This is a genomic window from Arsenophonus endosymbiont of Aphis craccivora (assembly GCF_013460135.1).
GTDB lineage: Bacteria > Pseudomonadota > Gammaproteobacteria > Enterobacterales > Enterobacteriaceae > Arsenophonus > Arsenophonus nilaparvatae.
Window position 1 is genome coordinate 1,112,199 of the sequence record NZ_CP038155.1, and the last position, 20,137, is coordinate 1,132,335.

Consider the following 20,137-nt stretch of genomic DNA (forward strand, 5'->3'; position numbering starts at 1 on the left):
CGTGACAATTTGATTATTTAATGTGAGATAAAACCTCAACGATTCTTTACTGTTATCTTTTACAGAAAATCTGAAAATGTTGCAATGTTCCTCAATCAAACATAGCAAAATATTGGCAATAAATCTGAACTTTCCGAAAAATATTGCAATCATGGCTAATAAGCGACTAGTTAAACATAACCATTAACCAACTGCACTTTCAGATTGTTTTATTCGCGAATATTTAAATAGCTTATTAATTCTTTAATAAGGAAACCTTTTAATTAAACGGAGTTTAATTGCTATGAATAGTTATCAAGAGATCAATACATTTATTAATCATGTTTATGGCGAAAACCGCTTTTCTAATGATGAATTTCAAACTATTTTTCATTATGCCAATCATAAATTTGACACTCTTCTGACACAATTTGATAAAAATCAGGAATTAGCCGATTTTCAGCAATCAATTAATCATGCCGTACAATTGATGCAAAACAGTCTGGAAAAAGTGGGCCAAAACGGGGACATAGAATGCGAACAAAAAAATAAAATAAAAGTCGTTTTTATTAGTCAAATGCTCTATTTATTCGCTAATTTTGATCGCGCGTTTAGCTCTCTTTAATTAAACACACCCAGGTATGGCATAGATAAAATAACCTGGGTTAGTCAATTATTTACCGGTAATAAACTCGAGTGCCTGCTTAACCACGGTTACATCGGCGCCTTTTTTATGGGCATTTTCACTCAAATGACGGCGCCACTGGCGAGCGCCCGGAATAGCTTGAAATATTCCCAACATATGACGAGTAATATGACCTAAATAAGTTCCCTGTTTCAACTCTCGCTCAATATAAGGATACATTGCTTGTACTGCAACAATCGGATCAATAACCAGATTACTTTGATCAAAAAATTCAACATCAACCTGAGTTAATAATGCAGGATTTTGATAAGCTTCCCTCCCTATCATAACACCATCAAGATGGTGTAAATGCTGTTTAGCCTGATTAATGCTTTTGATACCTCCATTAACCACAATGGTTAACTGAGGAAAATCTTTTTTCAATTGATAAACGCGTAAATAGTCTAAAGGTGGTATTTCCCGATTCTGTTTTGGACTTAACCCCGATAGCCAAGCTTTACGAGCATGAATGATAAATAAACCACATTGACTCTCTGCCACAATTTTATCAATAAAATCGGTTAAAAACGCATAACTATCGTCATCATCAACGCCAATACGGGTTTTTACTGTTATCGGGATCGTAGTAGCATCCTGCATTGCTTTTATACAATCCGCTACTAGTGCGCCTTCACGCATCAAACATGCACCAAAACGGCCATTTTGGACCCGATCTGAAGGACAGCCAATATTTAAATTAACCTCATAATAACCGCTTTGCTGAGCCATTTTTGCACAATCGGCCAAGGCCGCAGGCTCATTACCACCCAACTGCAAAGCAACTGGATGTTCCTCTTCACTATAAGCCAGATAATCACCTTTACCATAAATAAGCGCACCAGTTGTCACCATTTCTGTATAAAGTAACGCTTCTTTAGTTAATAAACGGTGAAAATAACGGCAATGACGATCTGTCCAATCAAGCATTGGCGCCACGCTAAAAAGGTGGTGGTTAAAATTGCCTATCGATGCCGTTAATTCGTTACCTGGCGTTAATTTTGTGTTAGTTGTGTTATCGTGCATTTTTCGGTTTTTTGGTATGTTGTTTTTTATTACAACTAAATAGCATTACTCGTTTTTAACAGCCATTATAGCGAGAATTTATTTGTATGCTGCCTATTATACCATAGAGAAACACCCTGGTGTGGGATGGCTTCACTCACAACAAAAAACTACCAGACAGCCATGACTTCAAGCCAATAGTTTCAATTGAAAATGGTAATTAGTGAGAGTTAAAAATTAAATGATAAGCAATTGATAACCACCGTAGAGGCTTTGTTGAATAAATCGAACTTTTAGGTGATTGGCGGAGCTGATCGCTAAATTCGTTTCAACATCAGGTCCCCATGGCAAAGCAAAAGTTTAAAATTACCAACTGGCCCGCGTACAACAAGGCACTCAGACAACGCGGTTCCCTGACGGTCTGGCTTGATGAGTCGGCCATCGCTGGATGGACTGACAGTTCTTCGCCTGAAGGTCGTGGCCGGCCGCTTTACTACAGCGATATGGCTGTTACCACTGTCCTGATGATGAAGCGTGTGTTTAACCTGTCGCTCCGGGCATTACAGGGCTTCGTTGATTCGATTTTTAAACTCATGTCTTTGCCGCTGTGCTGTCCGGACTACTCGCTGGTCAGCAGACGAGCAAAGAGCGTCAACATCAGCATAAAAACGCCAACGCGTGGTGAAATCTCGCATCTGGTCATCGACAGTACCGGTCTGAAGGTCTTTGGCGAAGGTGAATGGAAAGTCAGGCAGCATGGGGCTGACAGACGAAGAGTGTGGCGCAAGCTTCATCTGGCAGCAGACAGTGTGACTCATGAGATTATCTGTGCCGACTTATCGCTCAGCGGAACGACAGATGCGCAGGCACTGCCGGGCCTGATTAACCAAACCCACCGGAAAATCAGGGAAGTGTTAGCAGACGGTGCTTATGACGCCTGTTACTGCCACGACGCGTTGCTAAGAAAGAAAATCAGGCCCCTTATCCCGCCGCGAAGCGGAGCGAAATACTGGCCGGATAAGTACCATGAACGTAACCATGCGGTGGCGAATCAGCGTCTGAGCAGGAGTAATGATATGTGGAAAAAGAAAGTGGGTTATCACCGGCGTTCAGTGGCAGAAACAGCGATGTTCCGCATAAAAACTTTGCTGGGTGGCCATCTGAGGCTGCGTGACTATGAGGCTCAGGTAGGTGAAGCAATGGCGATGGTCAAAGCGCTGAACCGTATGACGTTGTTGGGTATGCCACACAGCGTCAGGATCGGATAACAGCTGTAGCAGAGGGAGCCATCCTGTCGGCTAATTCTGATTTATTCAACAAAGCCCACCGTAGACTCAATAGCGTTCATCACAAAAATTAGATTATATACTCATGCATTCTCTGATGAGATCATAGAAAAATTGGTTAATTGAATTGATACTCCTGCTTAGCTGATAGTTTTAACACCAGCTGTGTGAAAACTTATATAAAAAATTAAAAAAATTCTATTTGTGACAATTTATTGCATTTACAAAAATGTAATTGCTTTATGGATAATAAAATTAATATTGTTACTTTTTTGTTGCTTATGCTTTAATGGTAAATTATGAATTTATTATTTAAGACATTAACTATTGTCTCACTTTTAGGACTTAGCTCTCTTTCTTTAGCAGATAAAAACAATGAGACTATATCAGGAGATACGAATTACCCAGATTTAACTGCCGCAAATTTAGGTAGAACGAATTTAATTAAAGCAAATTTAACCGCAACAAATTTAGCTACAACAGATTTAACTAAAGTAGATTTAACTGCCGCAAATCTAGGTGTAACACATTTAACTGAAACAGATTTAAGTACAGAAATTTTAACTGAAATAGAAAATGGAAAAATTCTCGCTGAAGCAGGTTTTGATGCCAACTGATGTTACGCCACTAACAAAAATCATACATTCTATAGTATTGACAAATAGAAATTAAGAAAAAGGTTTTTAGCTCCGTTCCTTAGTGAAACACTTAAATAAACCAAGCATACCTCTTCAAACCAAGCATACCTCTTCACATTAAGAAGAGGTTAATAAGATAATTATCTATACTTTATTCAAAGTAAATTAAGATAATAATTGGCATAACGATAATTATAACTACAGAGATACTGATTTATTCTTTTACTTTATAATCTGTCTTAACCGCTTCCTTAACCCAGAAACCAAGCTTCTAAGGTTTCAAGTTAACTCCTGAGACAAAATCATTTACACTAAATCAACTATTAATTTAATAGATTTTGCATCTTTGATAGTGGATTTCACTAGAAATGTTATTAATTTAATTATAATCATTTTAATTAAATTAATGGTTAATTAAATGTTAAATATTAGTGTATTGTTAATAGTGATTTTCATTTATTTTAGGAGGATAAATTATGAGATCATTATGCAAAATCTTTTCGATTATCGCTGCTCTAGGATTTAGTTTTATTACGATAGCCAATGATAATAACACCACAAGTCTAGGTTATGTTATTGTTCCAACACCTAAAGGTGATGTAAAAGCAGAATCTTGGTCTAATCAAAAGAAAAACGGTGATATAGATCTTTGTTGGCACGATCCTAACAAAGGGCCAAGTTGTTTTGATTATGGTACTCGTGAAGTATATGAAACCCCTAACAAAATATCTAACTAAATACAGATATAACTGTTTTAATCTTTAAAAAAGTAAATAAAACTCATCCTTCAGTGCTGTAAGCTAAAAACATTTGATTGTTTTACCAAAGCAACTGCGATCAATATTAGCAATGGTGGAATAACGTGAGCCGAAGAGATGGGTTTTAAGATCAACTAAATTGGGGCTTTGTTGAATAAATCGAACTTTTAGGTGATTGGCGGAGCTGATCGCTAAATTCGTTTCAACATCAGGTCCCCATGGCAAAGCAAAAGTTTAAAATTACCAACTGGCCCGCGTACAACAAGGCACTCAGACAACGCGGTTCCCTGACGGTCTGGCTTGATGAGTCGGCCATCGCTGGATGGACTGACAGTTCTTCGCCTGAAGGTCGTGGCCGGCCGCTTTACTACAGCGATATGGCTGTTACCACTGTCCTGATGATGAAGCGTGTGTTTAACCTGTCGCTCCGGGCATTACAGGGCTTCGTTGATTCGATTTTTAAACTCATGTCTTAGCCGCTGTGCTGTCCGGACTACTAGCTGGTCAGCAGACGAGCAAAGAGCGTCAACATCAGCATAAAAACGCCAACGCGTGGTGAAATCTCGCATCTGGTCATCGACAGTACCGGTCTGAAGGTCTTTGGCGAAGGTGAAAGGAAAGTCAGGCAGCATGGGGCTGACAGACGAAGAGTGTGGCGCAAGCTTCATCTGGCAGCAGACAGTGTGACTCATGAGATTATCTGTGCCGACTTATCGCTCAGCGGAACGACAGATGCGCAGTCACTGCCGGGCCTGATTAACCAAACCCACCGGAAAATCAGGGAAGTGTCAGCAGACGGTGCTTATGACGCCTGTTACTGCCACGACGCGTTGCTAAGAAAGAAAATCAGGCCCCTTATCCCGCCGCGAAGCGGAGCGAAATACTGGCCGGACAAGTACCATGAACGTAACCATGCGGTGGCGAATCAGCGTCTGAGCAGGAGTAATGATATGTGGAAAAAGAAAGTGGGTTATCACCGGCGTTCAGTGGCAGAAACAGCGATGTTCCGCATAAAAACTTTGCTGGGTGGCCATCTGAGCCTGCGTGACTATGAGGCTCAGGTAGGTGAAGCAATGGCGATGGTCAAAGCGCTGAACCGTATGACGTTGTTGGGTATGCCACACAGCGTCAGGATCGGATAACAGGTGTAGCAGAGGGAGCCATCCTGTCGGCTAATTCTGATTTATTCAACAAAGCCATGCTAAATATGATAATGTCTTTGGCTGATAAAAAACATGGCTAATTTTGAAGTAGCTAATGCATACAAGGTTGATGTTTAAGCTGTAAAATTGTTTGCGATAGCTGGAGTTGATTTATTGCAGCAAATAATATCGCCATAATCAAACTTAATAATAAATTCTCCCATGACAAAAATACACCTACAGGTTCAGGTAATTGATTGGTTATGCATAGTAAAAATATAATATAAAATAAATTTTAATATAAATTTAGTAAATAGAGATATAATAAGATTTTTAACATAAAAATTTTGATTATTAGCTAATTATGACGAGAATAAATGTAATCCCACCTAGTGAATTATGCGATCAGCACTTGTTAGCTGAACATAGAGAATTAACTCGTATACCAAATTATATTGTTAAAAAAGAAGGCAATGTTACATTGTCTAAGTTAACTTCATATACCTTAGGAAAGGGACATGTCATATTTTTGAGGGATAAATTGCTATTTTTGCATTGGCGATATACATCACTACATCAGGAATGTCTTAAGCGGGGATTTTCTGTTATCAATAAATGGCCTGAAGAGGTGAAAACCTATTCTCATTTATGGAAAAATTATCAAATTACTGAGCTAGACATTATGATTAATAAGGCTCGGATCGATGAAAGAATGCCATTAAAACCACGATTCACGCCTTATAAAAAATGATACTATTAACAAAAAATTGAATTAGGCTTGATATTAATTTTTTTCTATAAATAGGCTTTGTTGAATAAATCGAACTTTTAGGTGATTGGCGGATCTGATCGCTAAATTCGTTTCAACATCAGTTCCCCATGGCAAAGCAAAAGTTTAAAATTACCAACTGGCCAGCGTACAACAAGGCACTCAGACAACGCGGTTCCCTGACGGTCTGGCTTGATGAGTCGGCCATCGCTGGATGGACTGACAGTTCTTCGCCTGAAGGTCGTGGCCGGCCGCTTTACTACAGCGATATGGCTGTTACCACTGTCCTGATGATGAAGCGTGTGTTTAACCTGTCGCTACGGGCATTACAGGGCTTCGTTGATTCGATTTTTAAACTCATGTCTTTGCCGCTGTGCTGTCCGGACTACTCGCTGGTCAGCAGACGAGCAAAGAGCGTCAACATCAGCATAAAAACGCCAACGCTTGGTGAAATATCGCATCTGGTCATCGACAGTACCGGTCTGAAAGTCTTTGGCGAAGGTGAATGGAAAGTCAGGCAGCATGGGGCTGACAGACGAAGAGTGTGGCGCAAGCTTCATCTGGCAGCAGACAGTGTGACTCATGAGATTATCTGTGCCGACTTATCGCTCAGCGGAACGACAGATGCGCAGGCACTGCCGGGCCTGATTAACCAAAACCACCGGAAAATCAGGGAAGTGTCAGCAGACGGTGCTTATGACGCCTGTTACTGCCAAGATGCGTTGCTAAGAAAGAAAATCAGGCCCCTTATCCCGCTGCGAAGCGGAGCGAAATACTAGCCGGACAAGTACCATGAACGTAACCATGCGGTGGCGAATCAGCGTCTGAGCAGGAGTAATGATATGTGGAAAAAGAAAGTGGGTTATCACCGGCGTTCAGTGGCAGAAACAGCGATGTTCCGCATAAAAACTTTGCTGGGTGGCCATCTGAGGCTGCGTAACTATGAGGTTCAGGTAGGTGAAGCAATGGCGATGGTCAAAGCGCTGAACCGTACGCTGAACCGTATGACGTTGTTGGGTATGCCACACAGCGTCAGGATCGGATAACAGGTGTAGCAGAGGGAGCCATCCTGGCGGCTAATTCTGATTTATTCAACAAAGCCTATTTTTTATTAAAAGAGTGAAATTTATACAAATAAAAGGGTTGTTTTTAAAAAAGGTTTAGTATTATTTATTAGTGTATTTGATTTATTGGACAGTTTTTATTAATACAGATAAGGGGAAATGTTTTGACGGAACTGATAGACAATTTTAATAATATTCTCTGGAGTGGTGTATTAATCTATTTATTGCTTGGAGTAGGTATCTATTTTACGTTAGGCACTGGTCTTATTCAATTCCGCCATTTTGGGCATATGTTTACTATACTGAAGAATAGTAATAAATCGGATAGTTCAGGTATATCTTCCTTTCAAGCTTTATGTACAAGTCTTGCAGCCAGAGTTGGAACTGGAAATCTAACGGGTTTTGCTATTGCATTAACTGCTGGAGGACCAGGTGCTATTTTTTGGATGTGGCTTGTTGCTTTAATTGGTATGGCAACCTCTTTTGCTGAGAGCACCTTGGCACAATTATATAAGACAAAAGATGATCAAGGGAATTATCGTGTCGGCCCCGCCTACTATATGGAAAAGGGCCTTAAAATGCGTTGGATGGGGGTAATTTTTTCTATCTTTCTCATTATCGCTTTTGGCCTAGTATTCAATTCTTTTCAAGCTAATTCAATTGCACAGGCAACAGCAGTAGCTTTTGGTTTTAACCCTCTTTACGTAGGAATTGTGCTTGCAATAATTTGTGGCATTATTATTTTTGGTGGTATACGTTCAATTGCTCTAGTGGCAGAATTCGTTGTTCCTATAATGGCAATCGCTTATTTGATATTAGCATTTTGGGTAATGAGCAATAATATTGAACGTTTACCAGATGTTTTTTTACTAATTATTAAACATGCTTTTGGTTTACAGGAAGCAGTTGGCGGTGTAGTTGGTTATGGGGTTGCGCAAGCGATGACACAAGGGATAGGCTCAGCGCCGAATGCTGCAGCTACTGCTTCACCTTATCCACCTCATCCGGCATCGCAAGGATATGTACAAATGATAGGTGTTTTTATGGACACTTTAGTGATCTGTAGCGCAACAGCAATTATTATTATCTCTTCTGGTGCATTAGATAGCGCTGATGCCACTATTAGTGGAATTGAATTAACACAGCGAGCTTTTTCTTCAGCTGTTGGCGATTGTGGTGCAATTTTCATTGCAATAGCTATTTTCTTCTTTGCTTTTACTTCAATTATTGCAAATTATGCATATGCAGAAAGTAATATGGTATTTTTAGAAAATAACCATACTGCTGGATTGTATATTCTCAGACTTGCTACTTTGGGAATGGTTATTTTTGGCTCAATGGCATAAATGCCCTTAGTTTGTAAATTAGCTGATCTCTCGATGGGTTTTGATGGCGTTAACAAATATAATTGCAATATTGATGCTTTCAGGTATCGCGTTTAAACTTACTAAAGATTACAATCAACAACGAAAAGCTGGCAAATTACCCACATTTGATATAGATGCTTATCCTGAGATTAAAAAACAGGTAGAAGATGGTATTGGGAAAATGACAATTTAAAGTAATGGAATGAACGAGAAATTAACAGTTAGTTAATATAATAAAAACCTTCCTATAAGAAGGTTTTTATCGCTATATCCATCTAAATCTTTATTTACTTTTTTATTAATAAATCTATTTGAGTAAAAATTAAAATGGAATAATCTAATGCAGTAGTTTGATAAAATAAAATAGTATATTTTTTATAATATCATTATCTGTCAAACGCTGGTTTATTCCGTATTGTATTATAGTTAATTTTATAATATTAGTGTCGATTTATTATTGTCCAAGAATTGGTATATTTTTGTGGCTTTGTTGAATAAATCGAACTTTTAGGTGATTGGCGGATCTGATCGCTAAATTCGTTTCAACATCAGGTCCCCATGGCAAAGCAAAAGTTTAAAATTACCAACTGGCCCGCGTACAACAAGGCACTCAGACAACGCGGTTCCCTGACGGTCTGGCTTGATGAGTCGGCCATCGCTGGATGGACTGACAGTTCTTCGCCTGAAGGTCGTGGCCGGCCGCTTTACTACAGCGATATGGCTGTTACCACTGTCCTGATGATGAAGCGTGTGTTTAACCTGTCGCTACGGGCATTACAGGGCTTCGTTGATTCGATTTTTAAACTCATGTCTTTGCCGCTGTGCTGTCCGGACTACTCGCTGGTCAGCAGACGAGCAAAGAGCGTCAACATCAGCATAAAAACGCCAACGCGTGGTGAAATCTCGCATCTGGTCATCGACAGTACCGGTCTGAAGGTCTTTGGCGAAGGTGAATGGAAAGTCAGGCAGCATGGGGCTGACAGACGAAGAGTGTGGCGCAAGCTTCATCTGGCAGCAGACAGTGTGACTCATGAGATTATCTGTGCCGACTTATCGCTCAGCGGAACGACAGATGCGCAGGCACTGCCGGGCCTGATTAACCAAACCCACCGGAAAATCAGGGAAGTGTTAGCAGACGGTGCTTATGACGCCTGTTACTGCCACGACGCGTTGCTAAGAAAGAAAATCAGGCCCCTTATCCCGCCGCGAAGCGGAGCGAAATACTGGCCGGATAAGTACCATGAACGTAACCATGCGGTGGCGAATCAGCGTCTGAGCAGGAGTAATGATATGTGGAAAAAGAAAGTGGGTTATCACCGGCGTTCAGTGGCAGAAACAGCGATGTTCCGCATAAAAACTTTGCTGGGTGGCCATCTGAGGCTGCGTGACTATGAGGCTCAGGTAGGTGAAGCAATGGCGATGGTCAAAGCGCTGAACCGTATGACGTTGTTGGGTATGCCACACAGCGTCAGGATCGGATAACAGCTGTAGCAGAGGGAGCCATCCTGGCGGCTAATTCTGATTTATTCAACAAAGCCTATTTTTGTTCGAATTTTATATATTTTTTATATTTATAGTTTATTACATATTTATTATTATAAATAGTATGGTAATTATTTGTACTTAAGAGAGAGCTCATATTGAGCATTAATAAAAGATGCTAAATTAAAATAAAGTAGCGGTAGATTTATGTCATTTTACCTTAGCATCTAAAATTACCCTCCTTTTTAATGGATTATTGATTACAGTTTTGGTTAGTTAACACCTGTTTGATTAACCTATTATTTCCACTGGTTAACTATTTGATGACTTTTGGTAAATTAAATGTAGTGGTTCCTTGATGTCTAATTTAATATTAGGGTTTTGCCGAAAATCGTAAGGTGTGATACCAAATTCTTTACGAAACATATAGGTGAAATGAGATTGCGAGCCAAAGCCAAAATCCAACGCAATATCAAAAATGGCTTTGGAACTATTTCTCAGAAGATTAACGGCCTTGGCAAGTCTACGTTGTCGAATGTATTTACCAAGTGAAATTCCGGTGATCTCTTTAAAAATTTTTTGCATATGCCAAAGAGAATAACCTGAGTAGGCGGCAAGCTCTTCCAGGTAGATTATTCTTCCTATGTGTTCTTCGATCCATTTACTTAATTCGTAAACAAGTGCTAAGTGGGTATCTTGTAGCATTGTGATATCATACTAGTTATTGGTTAAAGAAGTATACACAACTTTTTTTAGGGATGACAAAGTCCTAAAGCTTAATGTTTAAATAATTTATATAAAAATTTATGTTAATCTTTAAAAAAGATCAGTTTATCTCTTTAAGTGGGTATTTAAGCCATTTTTTATCTATAATAATTTTTTTTAACTTTTACAGGGCTTTGTTGAATAAATCGAACTTTTAGGTGATTGGCGGAGCTGATCGCTAAATTCGTTTCAACATCAGGTCCCCATGGCAAAGCAAAAGTTTAAAATTACCAACTGGCCCGCGTACAACAAGGCACTCAGACAACGCGGTTCCCTGACGGTCTTGCTTGATGAGTCGGCCATCGCTGGATGGACTGACAGTTCTTCGCCTGAAGGTCGTGGCCGGCCGCTTTACTACAGCGATATGACTGTTACCACTGTCCTGATGATGAAGCGTGTGTTTAACCTGTCGCTCCGGGCATTACAGGGCTTCGTTGATTCGATTTTTAAACTCATGTCTTTGCCGCTATGCTGTCCGGACTACTCGCTGGTCAGCAGACGAGCAAAGAGCGTCAACATCAGCATAAAAACGCCAACGCGTGGTGAAATCTCGCATCTGGTCATCGACAGTACCGGTCTGAAGGTCTTTGGCGAAGGTGAATGGAAAGTCAGGCAGCATGGGGCTGACAGACGAAGAGTGTGGCGCAAGCTTCATCTGGCAGCAGACAGTGTGACTCATGAGATTATCTGTGCCGACTTATCGCTCAGCGGAACGACAGATGCGCAGGCACTGCCGGGCCTGATTAACCAAACCCACCGGAAAATCAGGGAAGTGTCAGCAGACGGTGCTTATGACGCCTGTTACTGCCACGATGCGTTGCTAAGAAAGAAAATCAGGCCCCTTATCCCGCCGCGAAGCGGAGCGAAATACTGGCCGGACAAGTACCATGAACGTAACCATACGGTGGCGAATCAGCGTCTGAGCAGGAGTAATGATATGTGGAAAAAGAAAGTGGGTTATCACCGGCGTTCAGTGGCAGAAACAGCGATGTTCCGCATAAAAACTTTGCTGGGTGGCCATCTGAGGCTGCGTGACTATGAGGCTCAGGTAGGTGAAGCAATGGTGATGGTCAAAGCGCTGAACCGTATGACGTTGTTGGGTATGCCACACAGCGTCAGGATCGGATAACAGGTGTAGCAGAGGGAGCCATCCTGTCGGCTAATTCTGATTTATTCAACAAAGCCCTTTTACAGCTAACTGACAAACAGCATGTAGCATAAATTAATAAAAAGATTTTATTGATTTCAGCAATGACGCTATGGTTACTTTAGTAAGTGACTTGATTTTTATACAGTGACATATTAATTGTTTTTTATCATGTGGTATTAAAAATATGAAAAGGGTTAGATATTGAAAATAAAAAAAATAGTAATTGCGACACTGATCGTTTTACTCTGCTTATTTTTATATTTAGTCGCATTAGACAGTTTTTGTGACCAGGATCAAAATGGTGGGAATTTCACCATCGGCATCTTTAAAATAACTGGTTATTTGCCATTTTAACTAAAATTAATAGGGTTTTAATCTTATTTAATGATTTAATATAGGCTTAAAGAAAAATTAATGTTTTAATTAACAGTTTTGACATGCGCTTTAATTAAGGCTTGCATCGATAAAAATATTAGGAAATTAGAATAAAATGAAGGTTAATTATGGCGGAAGAAGTTGGGCAAACGCTTAAGCGTGGGTTAAAAAACAGACATATTCAATTGATTGTACTTGGTGGGGCTGTTGGAACAGGCCTTTTTTTAGGAATTGCACAAACTATAAACATGGCAGGGCCATCTGTTTTATTAGGTTATGCAATTGGTGGATTTATTGCTTTCCTGATTATGCGTCAATTAGGAGAGATGATTGTCGAAGAACCTGTAGCTGGTTCTTTTAGTCACTTTGCTTATAAATATTGGGGCCCTTTTGCTGGTTTTTTATCTGGCTGGAACTATTGGGCAATGTTTATCTTGGTTGGTATGGCTGAGCTGACTGCAGCAGGTATTTATGTCCAATATTGGTGGGATATCCCAACCTGGATTTCAGCTGCAATCTTTTTTATCGCTATCAATCTTATCAATTTGACCAATGTACGTTTATATGGTGAAACAGAATTTTGGTTTGCAATAATCAAGGTGTTCGCAATTATTGCGATGATTATTTTTGGCTGCTATCTGTTAATCAGTGGAAAAGGTGGCCCACAAGCATCGGTATCAAATCTTTGGCAATATGGAGGATTCTTTCCTAATGGGATTGCTGGATTGGTAATGGCGATGGCAGTTATTATGTTTTCTTTTGGTGGATTAGAGCTCGTTGGCATAACAGCGGAGGAAGCGGAAAATCCAACGCAAAGTATTCCTAAAGCGACTAATCAAGTTGTTTATCGTATTTTAATTTTTTATATTGGTTCTTTATTTGTATTGCTCTCACTGTATCCTTGGATAAATGTAGTTAGTGGTGAAAGCCCGTTTGTGCTTATTTTTCATGACATAGGCGATAAATTTGTTTCTAATTCTTTGAATATTGTCGTTTTAATTGCAGCATTATCAGTTTATAACAGTGGAGTATATAGTAATAGTCGTATGCTTTATGGTTTAGCAAAACAAGGTAACGCCCCACATTTTTTGAATATCGTGACTAAGCGTGGTGTGCCTATTGTCTCAATTGCTATTTCAGCTTTAGCAACATCAGGTGGTATTTTAATTAATTATTTATTAGATGGTAAAGCGCTAGAATTACTAATGTCATTGGTTGTGACAACCTTAGTAATTAATTGGATTATGATTTGTATATCTAATTTAAAATTTAGAGCGGTAAAAATAAAAGAAGGTATTAAACCTAAATTCAAAGCATTATGGTATCCATTTGGTAATTATCTCTGTTTAATTTTTTTGTTTCTTATTTTGGTTATCATTTTACTGACTGATGGAATTCGTATTTCAGTTATTCTTATGCCATTTTGGGTTCTGTTTTTATGGATAGGATTTTTACTCACAAAATTTAGAAAACAAAATCGAGCAAATTGATAAAATAGTCACTAATTACCCTGGTTTAAACTAGGGTATAAGTATAACACTTAAAAATTTATTGCCATTGCCAGCGTATCCAAGCAAAAAATACATTACCGTTATTATATGTTCCAGGAACATATGTTGCTTGGATTGAGAATTGTTTATATTCAATAGAAGCAATCGGAAGTGGTAATTGGATCGGTATATACCAATATTCATTTCTGGCCGTAACGCTTAGTGTAAAACCTGCTCCTATACGAAATTCATCAAGCTCACTTGGTCGCCAAATTTTTTGAAATCCATATCCGACTATGGGTTGTACTTTATTATGGGAATCAGCAAAAGCCATAGCATAGATAGAATGCCAATTTCTATTTTGATCAAAGCGGTATTTTCCAATACCTAATCCCCAAGGAGTTTCAGTATATCCAGAAATTTTTTTATTATCATAAGTTAATCGATTATGCCAAATTAAAAAAGTAGATAAATTTCGTACTGATTAGAATTCCAAGTTTTATTAATATTATAAGTGAATCTTTCGCTAAGAGAGAAAGGTTTATTACTTTTTGTGGCTTTGTTGAATAAATCAGAATTAGCCGACAGGATGGCTCCCTCTGCTACACCTGTTATCCGATCCTGACGCTGTGTGGCATACCCAACAACGTCATAAGGTTCAGCGCTTTGACCATCGCCATTGCTTTACCTACCTGAGCCTCATAGTCACGCAGGCTCAGATGGCCACCCAGCAAAGTTTTTATGCGGAACATCGCTGTTTCTGCCACTGAACGCCGGTGATAACCCACTTTCTTTTTCCACATATCATTACTCCTGCTCAGACGCTGATTCGCCACCGCATGGTTACGTTCATGGTACTTGTCAGGCCAGTATTTCGCTCCGCTTCGCGGCGGGATAAGGGGCCTGATTTTCTTTCTTAGCAACGCATCGTGGCAGTAACAGGCGTCATAAGCACCGTCTGCTGACACTTCCCTGATTTTCCGGTGGTTTTGGTTAATCAGGCCCGGCAGTGCCTGCGCATCTGTCGTTCCGCTGAGCGATAAGTCGGCACAGATAATCTCATGAGTCACACTGTCTGCTGCCAGATGAAGCTTGCGCCACACTCTTCGTCTGTCAGCCCCATGCTGCCTGACTTTCCATTCACCTTCGCCAAAGACCTTCAGACCGGTACTGTCGATGACCAGATGCGAGATTTCACCACGCGTTGGCGTTTTTATGCTGATGTTGACGCTCTTTGCTCGTCTGCTGACCAGCGAGTAGTCCGGACAGCATAGCGGCAAAGACATGAGTTTAAAAATCGAATCAACGAAGCCCTGTAATGCCCGGAGCGACAGGTTAAACACACGCTTCATCATCAGGACAGTGGTAACAGCCATATCGCTGTAGTAAAGCGGCCGGCCACGACCTTCAGGCGAAGAACTGTCAGTCCATCCAGCGATGGCCGACTCATCAAGCAAGACCGTCAGGGAACCGCGTTGTCTGAGTGCCTTGTTGTACGCGGGCCAGTTGGTAATTTTAAACTTTTGCTTTGCCATGGGGACCTGATGTTGAAACGAATTTAGCGATCAGATCCGCCAATCACCTAAAAGTTCGATTTATTCAACAAAGCCATCGCACATTTAAACAAGTTTTATATATCTCAGCTAATTAAAATTAAAATTAAAAGAATCGATAATCGTAAATTCAAGTTAGTTTTGAGATAAGTAAAACCACTCAATCAGAATTATATTTTTCGCAAAAAAAATTAATAGGATTTTCATGATAAAATAAAATATTTTGATTCTCCATATTGAAAATACAATCTAAATGCTTTTAACTACAAAAACTAACCCTAATTGATAAATATTCGACAATAATTTATATTTCTAGAAATTTACAGGATATGCAATGTAACTAACAAAAATATTTAATAAATAACAACATAGCTACATCACTCGCTTAATCAAGGTCAGCTATTTCCGTTTGCTTACTCTGTTTTTTTAAGTATTTTACATATTAGATGGTGTTTTTAATCAATGAAATCTATTCACCTATATAAATTATTGTTACTGATAACAACTTTTGCTCTTCCATATTCTGGTTTTGCACAAGAGCGGCCATTATTATCAATTACGGTAAATGAGTCTTCTTACCAACAGCAACGCGATGACGATCTATCTCGGCCAGCGGTCCCGTATTTTGCCAATTTGGGGTAATGAAGCTCGTGCTCGTGGTTATGCTCTCCCTGAACCATTTGGTATTGGCTACGGCTATATGAATTTACGGCAGGACGTAGTAGTAGATAAAATTAATTTTATCTCACCGAAAATCCCACAACTATCTAACCGAGTAATAATAGATGCCGGCCATACCCGCGAGAAAAATGAATCGCATATGTTAAAATTAGATACTTGGCTATTTCCTTTTTTAAATATTTATGGCGTTTATGGCAAAACCAAGGGTTCCTCGAAAACCAAATTAGCTAGCGTTTATTTCGGGGACGCTGAACTAGATTTCGCACGAAATATGCCTTTCGTATTAGATTTTGAAGGAAAAACCTACGGTGGTGGAGCTGTTCTTGCCGGTGGATATAAGCAATTCTTTGCTACCTTAGATGCTAATTATACGCGCACAAACCTTGATATTTTAGATGGTGAGATCAGTGCATTAGTTATCACTCCGCGCATCGGTTACGAGTTTACTTTTCAGCCCTTATTATCAGGTCAAGGCAATACCAAAGTACAAGTGTGGGTAGGTGCAATGTATCAGGATATCACTCAACGCTTTAAAGGTAATATTAATAAACTGAATTTACCTGAGGAATTCGCCGGATTAATCAAATTGCTTGATGATCCTAATATGAAATTTGATGTTAAACAACATTTAGCACACAAATGGAATAGCACGATAGGCGCTAGAATAGAAATTACTCGTAATTTTAATATTTTATCTGAAGTGGGATTTAATAATCGCAATAGTTTCTATATCTCGGGCGAATTACGTTTTTAAATAAAATAGCATTATCCATTAAGTTGATTAATTTATGTACTTCTGGCCTATACCATCAATTTTAAAAAAAGTTAGTTCAGCTAAACGGTACGGATTACAGTATGTGAAAGGCTGGAGGTTGAATTTGAAATTTTTTATTAAGATCTTCAGTCGTTGCCTTTTCTTAATTAGTTGCAAAGAAAATACGGCAACTTCAATAACCATTGAACCAGTACTCACAACAGAAACTCACGAAGAGGCCCACAGGATTTGGCCTGTTATGCAATCAATAGCACCACCGCAAGGCTTAAGACCGTGTTGTGCTTTTGGTTATAATCTCAAAGTTAAGCTTTGGCAAATACCAATCCCTTTTTATCAAATTGATAATATTGTTGAAGCTAACAAACTAGGTGAACATCATTATAATGATAGCTTTTGGGCAACATTGACAGTACTTAGCGGGTTGAGTAAAGAAAAATTAGGCCTTATTTATACTGAAAAAGGCGGGTTTATTGACATTGCCCATGTAAAAGATACTGCAGATTATACCCTATATCTTTTTACTGAAATTTTTGCTCATCTAGGAGAAAATTATCAAATTCAACTAGATGATGAATTAGCTGCCTGGCACGAAATCGCTCAAAGTTATTGCTATGAATCTGTACCTGGTATTTCTGAAGGTATTTCAGCTTTTTCTCCTGAAGATCTCTATTCCAACCTGTTAGGTGCCCGTATTGCCCTTACATTGATTTTACAAGGTCAGGCCAGTTGAGTGACTCAATTTAGTGTAGACATGGCTAAAACATTACCATTATCATTATCATTAAAAGACTTAGGCGCTTACGCTAAAAACGAAACCAAACAAATGTTCGATCAAATAGATAATCAATGGTGGAATAGCAAAATGAATGTCCCTGAAAAATTTCTGGTCCTAAAACGAGACTATGAAACCAGTAGTACACGTATGCCAGTCATGCCGCCAAAAAATATCCAACACGGACACAAATTGTCCCTTCCTCAGAATTATAAACACTATAAGCTATCCCAATTTGCGCAACTACAGCTGTGGCCAACAAAATATTCTACTGCCTTACCAGCTAAAAATGGTTATTGGACACGTGAAGACTTTCCACAAATAGCAAAATTTACTGAAATTCGCGATAATTTGGAATTAAAGAAGCAATAAAATCATTAATTTTTGCTAAAAATATAGTAATCCCATATGTAATTAATTAAATAAATTTAACCATATTAATATAGATATAAATATAACTTATTGTAAAATAATGATAAATGTTTTTTTAATTAAAATTAACAAATTTAAACTAACATTTAATTAATAAATAGCCAATAATAAGTAGCACTTGTTAACTTTATCTGCTAGGATTTGTGCAATTTTTGTTCAACTTGAAACGAGGAGAAGCGCCATGCCCTCTCGAACGATGAGGACTAACGCCGTCTTCGCTTTCTTGGTGTTATTGTTTTCAACTAGTTTTAGTTATTCATCAACCAGTATGAGTTTGTCTCTAAAAGAGTATTATCACAAACCTGTGCAGACAAAAAAACTAACTCGTCTGCCTGATATGCGAAAATACCCATCAGGAGCTACTCGCAAGAAAGCGTTTTTAAAACGCGATTGTCCCAATAATTGAAAAGTACAACTACAAGATCATGCAAGATCGCCAGTGGTTATTATCCAAACGTTACAATAAAAATTGGAACGCTGCTGATAAACAACGATTAAATCAAATTTGTACCAGTTATAATATACCATGCAGTTCACCTGTTAGTTTAAACTGGAACAAGTTGCTAAGTCGTGTTGATATTATTCCTACCCACTTAGTTGTTACCCAAGCAGCAACAGAATCAGGGTGGGGAGCTTCTGGCTTAGCCCAGAAAAATAATAATTTGTTTGGCATGAAATGCGGTCGTAAATGTACCTACAGTCCAGGTACCATCAAAGGCTATGCGGTTTATTCATCTGTCGATGCATCTGTCAATGCATACTTAAGAAATTTGAATACCAATAATGCCTATCAATTATTACACAATTCACGTGCACAGCAGCGTAGTACTCAGAATTCATTAAGTACCAGTGTATTAATTGATAATCTGAAAAACTACTCACAACTTGGAGATAAATATAATCGTTATTTACAAAATATGTTCTCAAGTAACGAAGAGTTAATCACCCAAGTTCAGCAAAATATGCCAAAGCATATTTAATCAACTTGCTGTAATAATTGCTAAAAATCCTAATGTTCCTGCCATACCTTCTTGCATTGTTTCTATGATTTTTTTAACCGGCATACCAGAAAATAATCCTGCTAAAATAGAAACCACCATCAACGCAATGAACGCATGTAATCTTGCATACATAACCAGAAACAACAATAAAAAGACAGCCCCTGCGGCAGTCAATGTCAATACAAGCATATTTAATGTTTCAGGTATAGGCGTGTTCATCTATTTTTTTTAGTAATAATTTTCTCAATTAATTTTACTGTATTATCAATAACTTCAGCTAATGGTGGCTTAATATCGATGACATACACATCTTTTTCATCATTACTAGGTACTTCCAAAGTATCAAACTGCGAGACCAACATATTTGGTTTGAAAAAATGATTTTTACGCTTTTTTAATCGGTCTTCTATTAATTTAAAGTCTCCTGCAAGGTAAAGAAATGACAAATGTTGGTTTCCGTCTCTTAAAATATCTCGATATTTTTTTTCAACGCGGAACAAACAATCAAAGAAACCTTATTTGTTCTCTGCATAGCAAAAATAGCATTACTCAATGCCTTAAGACAAGGCAGTCGATCAGAATCATTCACCACATAGCCATCCGACATCTTTCTAATATTGGCACATGGATGCAAAAAATCACCATCTAAAAACGCAGCTCCTATTTTTTGAGCGATCCCACTCGCAACTGCTGATTTACCACTACCTGATACCCCCATAAGTATAAAAACATGGTGTATTTTTTTACTCTCACGCATTATTAACTCCTTTAAAAATCAAGCAATATATAAAATGTTACTGATAATTTTCAGTTATAAAAAATAATATAATAGAATTGTGATAAGAATCTCAGTAAAGAGGGAGGCGTGAGCGCAAGTAAAATTTGTTATCCATTTTATCACCCTTAATTTAAATAGAAATAACTTCTATTAATTCACTAGATAATCAAAATTAATAATCTTAATTTCTACT

The 20,137-nt window shown here is 38.6% G+C and carries 16 protein-coding genes and 7 pseudogenes; 16 read left to right on the forward strand and 7 right to left on the reverse strand.

Going from position 1 to position 20,137, the window contains the following annotated elements; all coding sequences use genetic code 11:
• Nucleotides 1–283 precede the first annotated feature (283 nt).
• On the forward strand, nt 284–604 hold the full coding sequence (locus E3U36_RS05890; RefSeq protein WP_180817414.1) for a hypothetical protein: 321 nt from the start codon (nt 284–286) through the stop codon (nt 602–604).
• Between the two features lie 48 nt (nt 605–652).
• Here E3U36_RS05890 and dusA read toward each other — a convergent pair whose 3' ends face one another.
• Complete coding sequence (gene dusA / locus E3U36_RS05895) at nt 653–1,687, reverse strand: tRNA dihydrouridine(20/20a) synthase DusA (RefSeq protein ID WP_180817415.1); 1,035 nt, start codon at nt 1,685–1,687, stop codon at nt 653–655.
• 323 nt (nt 1,688–2,010) lie between these two features.
• Between dusA and E3U36_RS05900 the strand changes: the two genes are divergently transcribed.
• The 3 genes from E3U36_RS05900 to E3U36_RS05910 all read left to right on the forward strand — a co-directional run bounded on the left by E3U36_RS05900 (nt 2,011) and on the right by E3U36_RS05910 (nt 4,327).
• The gene (locus E3U36_RS05900) at nt 2,011–2,934 is read left to right on the forward strand and encodes an IS5 family transposase (RefSeq protein ID WP_180816509.1); all 924 of its coding nucleotides are present in this window, start codon (nt 2,011–2,013) and stop codon (nt 2,932–2,934) included.
• A 317-nt stretch (nt 2,935–3,251) separates the two neighbouring features.
• On the forward strand, nt 3,252–3,569 hold the full coding sequence (locus E3U36_RS05905) for a pentapeptide repeat-containing protein (RefSeq protein WP_180817416.1): 318 nt from the start codon (nt 3,252–3,254) through the stop codon (nt 3,567–3,569).
• 497 nt (nt 3,570–4,066) lie between these two features.
• Nucleotides 4,067–4,327, forward strand: a complete 261-nt coding sequence (locus E3U36_RS05910) for a hypothetical protein (protein WP_180817417.1) — start codon at nt 4,067–4,069, stop codon at nt 4,325–4,327.
• Nucleotides 4,328–4,390: 63 nt separating this feature from the next.
• Here E3U36_RS05910 and E3U36_RS05915 read toward each other — a convergent pair whose 3' ends face one another.
• Nucleotides 4,391–4,573, reverse strand: coding sequence for a hypothetical protein (locus E3U36_RS05915; RefSeq protein WP_180817418.1), 183 nt, complete (start codon nt 4,571–4,573; stop codon nt 4,391–4,393).
• Between E3U36_RS05915 and E3U36_RS05920 the strand changes: the two are divergent.
• From E3U36_RS05920 to E3U36_RS05940, 5 genes and pseudogenes are all read left to right on the forward strand, one after another.
• Nucleotides 4,567–5,490, forward strand: a pseudogene (locus tag E3U36_RS05920) (IS5 family transposase). The gene E3U36_RS05915 and the pseudogene E3U36_RS05920 sit on opposite strands and share 7 nt — an antisense overlap.
• Before the next feature lie 364 nt (nt 5,491–5,854).
• On the forward strand, nt 5,855–6,241 hold the full coding sequence (locus tag E3U36_RS05925) for a pyrimidine dimer DNA glycosylase/endonuclease V (RefSeq protein ID WP_180817419.1): 387 nt from the start codon (nt 5,855–5,857) through the stop codon (nt 6,239–6,241).
• A 128-nt stretch (nt 6,242–6,369) separates the two neighbouring features.
• A pseudogene (locus tag E3U36_RS05930) lies at nt 6,370–7,305 on the forward strand (IS5 family transposase).
• Nucleotides 7,306–7,487: 182 nt separating this feature from the next.
• Nucleotides 7,488–8,883: pseudogene (locus E3U36_RS05935) on the forward strand (alanine/glycine:cation symporter family protein).
• A 365-nt stretch (nt 8,884–9,248) separates the two neighbouring features.
• The gene (locus E3U36_RS05940; RefSeq protein ID WP_180816509.1) at nt 9,249–10,172 is read left to right on the forward strand and encodes an IS5 family transposase; all 924 of its coding nucleotides are present in this window, start codon (nt 9,249–9,251) and stop codon (nt 10,170–10,172) included.
• Nucleotides 10,173–10,484: 312 nt separating this feature from the next.
• Here the strand turns inward: E3U36_RS05940 and E3U36_RS05945 are convergent, their stop codons facing one another.
• Entirely contained in the window at nt 10,485–10,877 is a 393-nt protein-coding gene (locus E3U36_RS05945; RefSeq protein ID WP_180817420.1) for a helix-turn-helix domain-containing protein, read from the reverse strand.
• 265 nt (nt 10,878–11,142) lie between these two features.
• On the opposite strand from E3U36_RS05945, the gene E3U36_RS05950 reads away from it, so the two are divergent.
• The 3 genes from E3U36_RS05950 (at nt 11,143) to E3U36_RS05960 (ending at nt 13,952) form a co-directional block, all read left to right on the forward strand.
• The gene (locus E3U36_RS05950; protein ID WP_180817421.1) at nt 11,143–12,066 is read left to right on the forward strand and encodes an IS5 family transposase; all 924 of its coding nucleotides are present in this window, start codon (nt 11,143–11,145) and stop codon (nt 12,064–12,066) included.
• Between the two features lie 222 nt (nt 12,067–12,288).
• Nucleotides 12,289–12,441, forward strand: coding sequence for a PhoP/PhoQ regulatory lipoprotein MgrB (gene mgrB / locus E3U36_RS05955; protein WP_180817422.1), 153 nt, complete (start codon nt 12,289–12,291; stop codon nt 12,439–12,441).
• A 149-nt stretch (nt 12,442–12,590) separates the two neighbouring features.
• Nucleotides 12,591–13,952 carry an amino acid permease gene (locus E3U36_RS05960; protein ID WP_180817423.1) on the forward strand — a complete coding sequence of 454 codons (1,362 nt, stop codon included), beginning with the start codon at nt 12,591–12,593 and terminating at the stop codon, nt 13,950–13,952.
• Between the two features lie 58 nt (nt 13,953–14,010).
• Here E3U36_RS05960 and pagP read toward each other — a convergent pair.
• Together pagP and E3U36_RS05970 are read right to left on the reverse strand one after the other, a co-directional pair.
• Nucleotides 14,011–14,543, reverse strand: a pseudogene (pagP, locus tag E3U36_RS05965) (lipid IV(A) palmitoyltransferase PagP).
• A gap of 20 nt (nt 14,544–14,563) precedes the next feature.
• Nucleotides 14,564–15,487 carry an IS5 family transposase gene (locus E3U36_RS05970; protein ID WP_180817424.1) on the reverse strand — a complete coding sequence of 308 codons (924 nt, stop codon included), beginning with the start codon at nt 15,485–15,487 and terminating at the stop codon, nt 14,564–14,566.
• Here E3U36_RS05970 and E3U36_RS12960 point away from each other — a divergent pair.
• The 4 genes and pseudogenes from E3U36_RS12960 (at nt 15,481) to E3U36_RS05985 (ending at nt 19,145) form a co-directional block, all read left to right on the forward strand.
• Nucleotides 15,481–15,603: a hypothetical protein gene (locus E3U36_RS12960; RefSeq protein WP_255479094.1), complete on the forward strand. Its 123-nt coding sequence runs from the start codon at nt 15,481–15,483 to the stop codon at nt 15,601–15,603. The genes E3U36_RS05970 and E3U36_RS12960 overlap by 7 nt on opposite strands.
• Nucleotides 15,604–16,130: 527 nt before the next feature.
• Nucleotides 16,131–16,940, forward strand: coding sequence for a hypothetical protein (locus E3U36_RS05975; protein ID WP_439647283.1), 810 nt, complete (start codon nt 16,131–16,133; stop codon nt 16,938–16,940).
• A gap of 136 nt (nt 16,941–17,076) precedes the next feature.
• Nucleotides 17,077–18,105: pseudogene (locus E3U36_RS05980) on the forward strand (DUF4056 domain-containing protein).
• A 485-nt stretch (nt 18,106–18,590) separates the two neighbouring features.
• A complete protein-coding gene (locus E3U36_RS05985) occupies nt 18,591–19,145 on the forward strand; it encodes a protein bax (RefSeq protein WP_439647284.1) in 555 nt (184 codons plus the stop codon).
• A gap of 6 nt (nt 19,146–19,151) precedes the next feature.
• Here the strand turns inward: E3U36_RS05985 and E3U36_RS05990 are convergent.
• A pseudogene (locus E3U36_RS05990) lies at nt 19,152–19,385 on the reverse strand (GntT/GntP/DsdX family permease); the annotation flags it as partial.
• A pseudogene (gene gntK / locus E3U36_RS05995) lies at nt 19,382–19,923 on the reverse strand (gluconokinase). The pseudogenes gntK and E3U36_RS05990, both read right to left, overlap by 4 nt.
• Nucleotides 19,924–20,137: the final 214 nt, after the last annotated feature.

What these genes read in the sequence shown, in the direction of transcription:
- E3U36_RS05890 (WP_180817414.1), top strand. Translation starts at nt 284, where the DNA reads ATGAATAGTTATCAAGAGATCAATACATTTATTAATCATGTTTATGGC.
- dusA (WP_180817415.1), bottom strand. Translation starts at nt 1,687, where the DNA reads ATGCACGATAACACAACTAACACAAAATTAACGCCAGGTAACGAATTA.
- E3U36_RS05900 (WP_180816509.1), top strand. Translation starts at nt 2,011, where the DNA reads ATGGCAAAGCAAAAGTTTAAAATTACCAACTGGCCCGCGTACAACAAG.
- E3U36_RS05905 (WP_180817416.1), top strand. Translation starts at nt 3,252, where the DNA reads ATGAATTTATTATTTAAGACATTAACTATTGTCTCACTTTTAGGACTT.
- E3U36_RS05910 (WP_180817417.1), top strand. Translation starts at nt 4,067, where the DNA reads ATGAGATCATTATGCAAAATCTTTTCGATTATCGCTGCTCTAGGATTT.
- E3U36_RS05925 (WP_180817419.1), top strand. Translation starts at nt 5,855, where the DNA reads ATGACGAGAATAAATGTAATCCCACCTAGTGAATTATGCGATCAGCAC.
- E3U36_RS05940 (WP_180816509.1), top strand. Translation starts at nt 9,249, where the DNA reads ATGGCAAAGCAAAAGTTTAAAATTACCAACTGGCCCGCGTACAACAAG.
- E3U36_RS05945 (WP_180817420.1), bottom strand. Translation starts at nt 10,877, where the DNA reads ATGCTACAAGATACCCACTTAGCACTTGTTTACGAATTAAGTAAATGG.
- E3U36_RS05950 (WP_180817421.1), top strand. Translation starts at nt 11,143, where the DNA reads ATGGCAAAGCAAAAGTTTAAAATTACCAACTGGCCCGCGTACAACAAG.
- E3U36_RS05960 (WP_180817423.1), top strand. Translation starts at nt 12,591, where the DNA reads ATGGCGGAAGAAGTTGGGCAAACGCTTAAGCGTGGGTTAAAAAACAGA.
- E3U36_RS05970 (WP_180817424.1), bottom strand. Translation starts at nt 15,487, where the DNA reads ATGGCAAAGCAAAAGTTTAAAATTACCAACTGGCCCGCGTACAACAAG.
- E3U36_RS05985 (WP_439647284.1), top strand. Translation starts at nt 18,591, where the DNA reads ATGCAAGATCGCCAGTGGTTATTATCCAAACGTTACAATAAAAATTGG.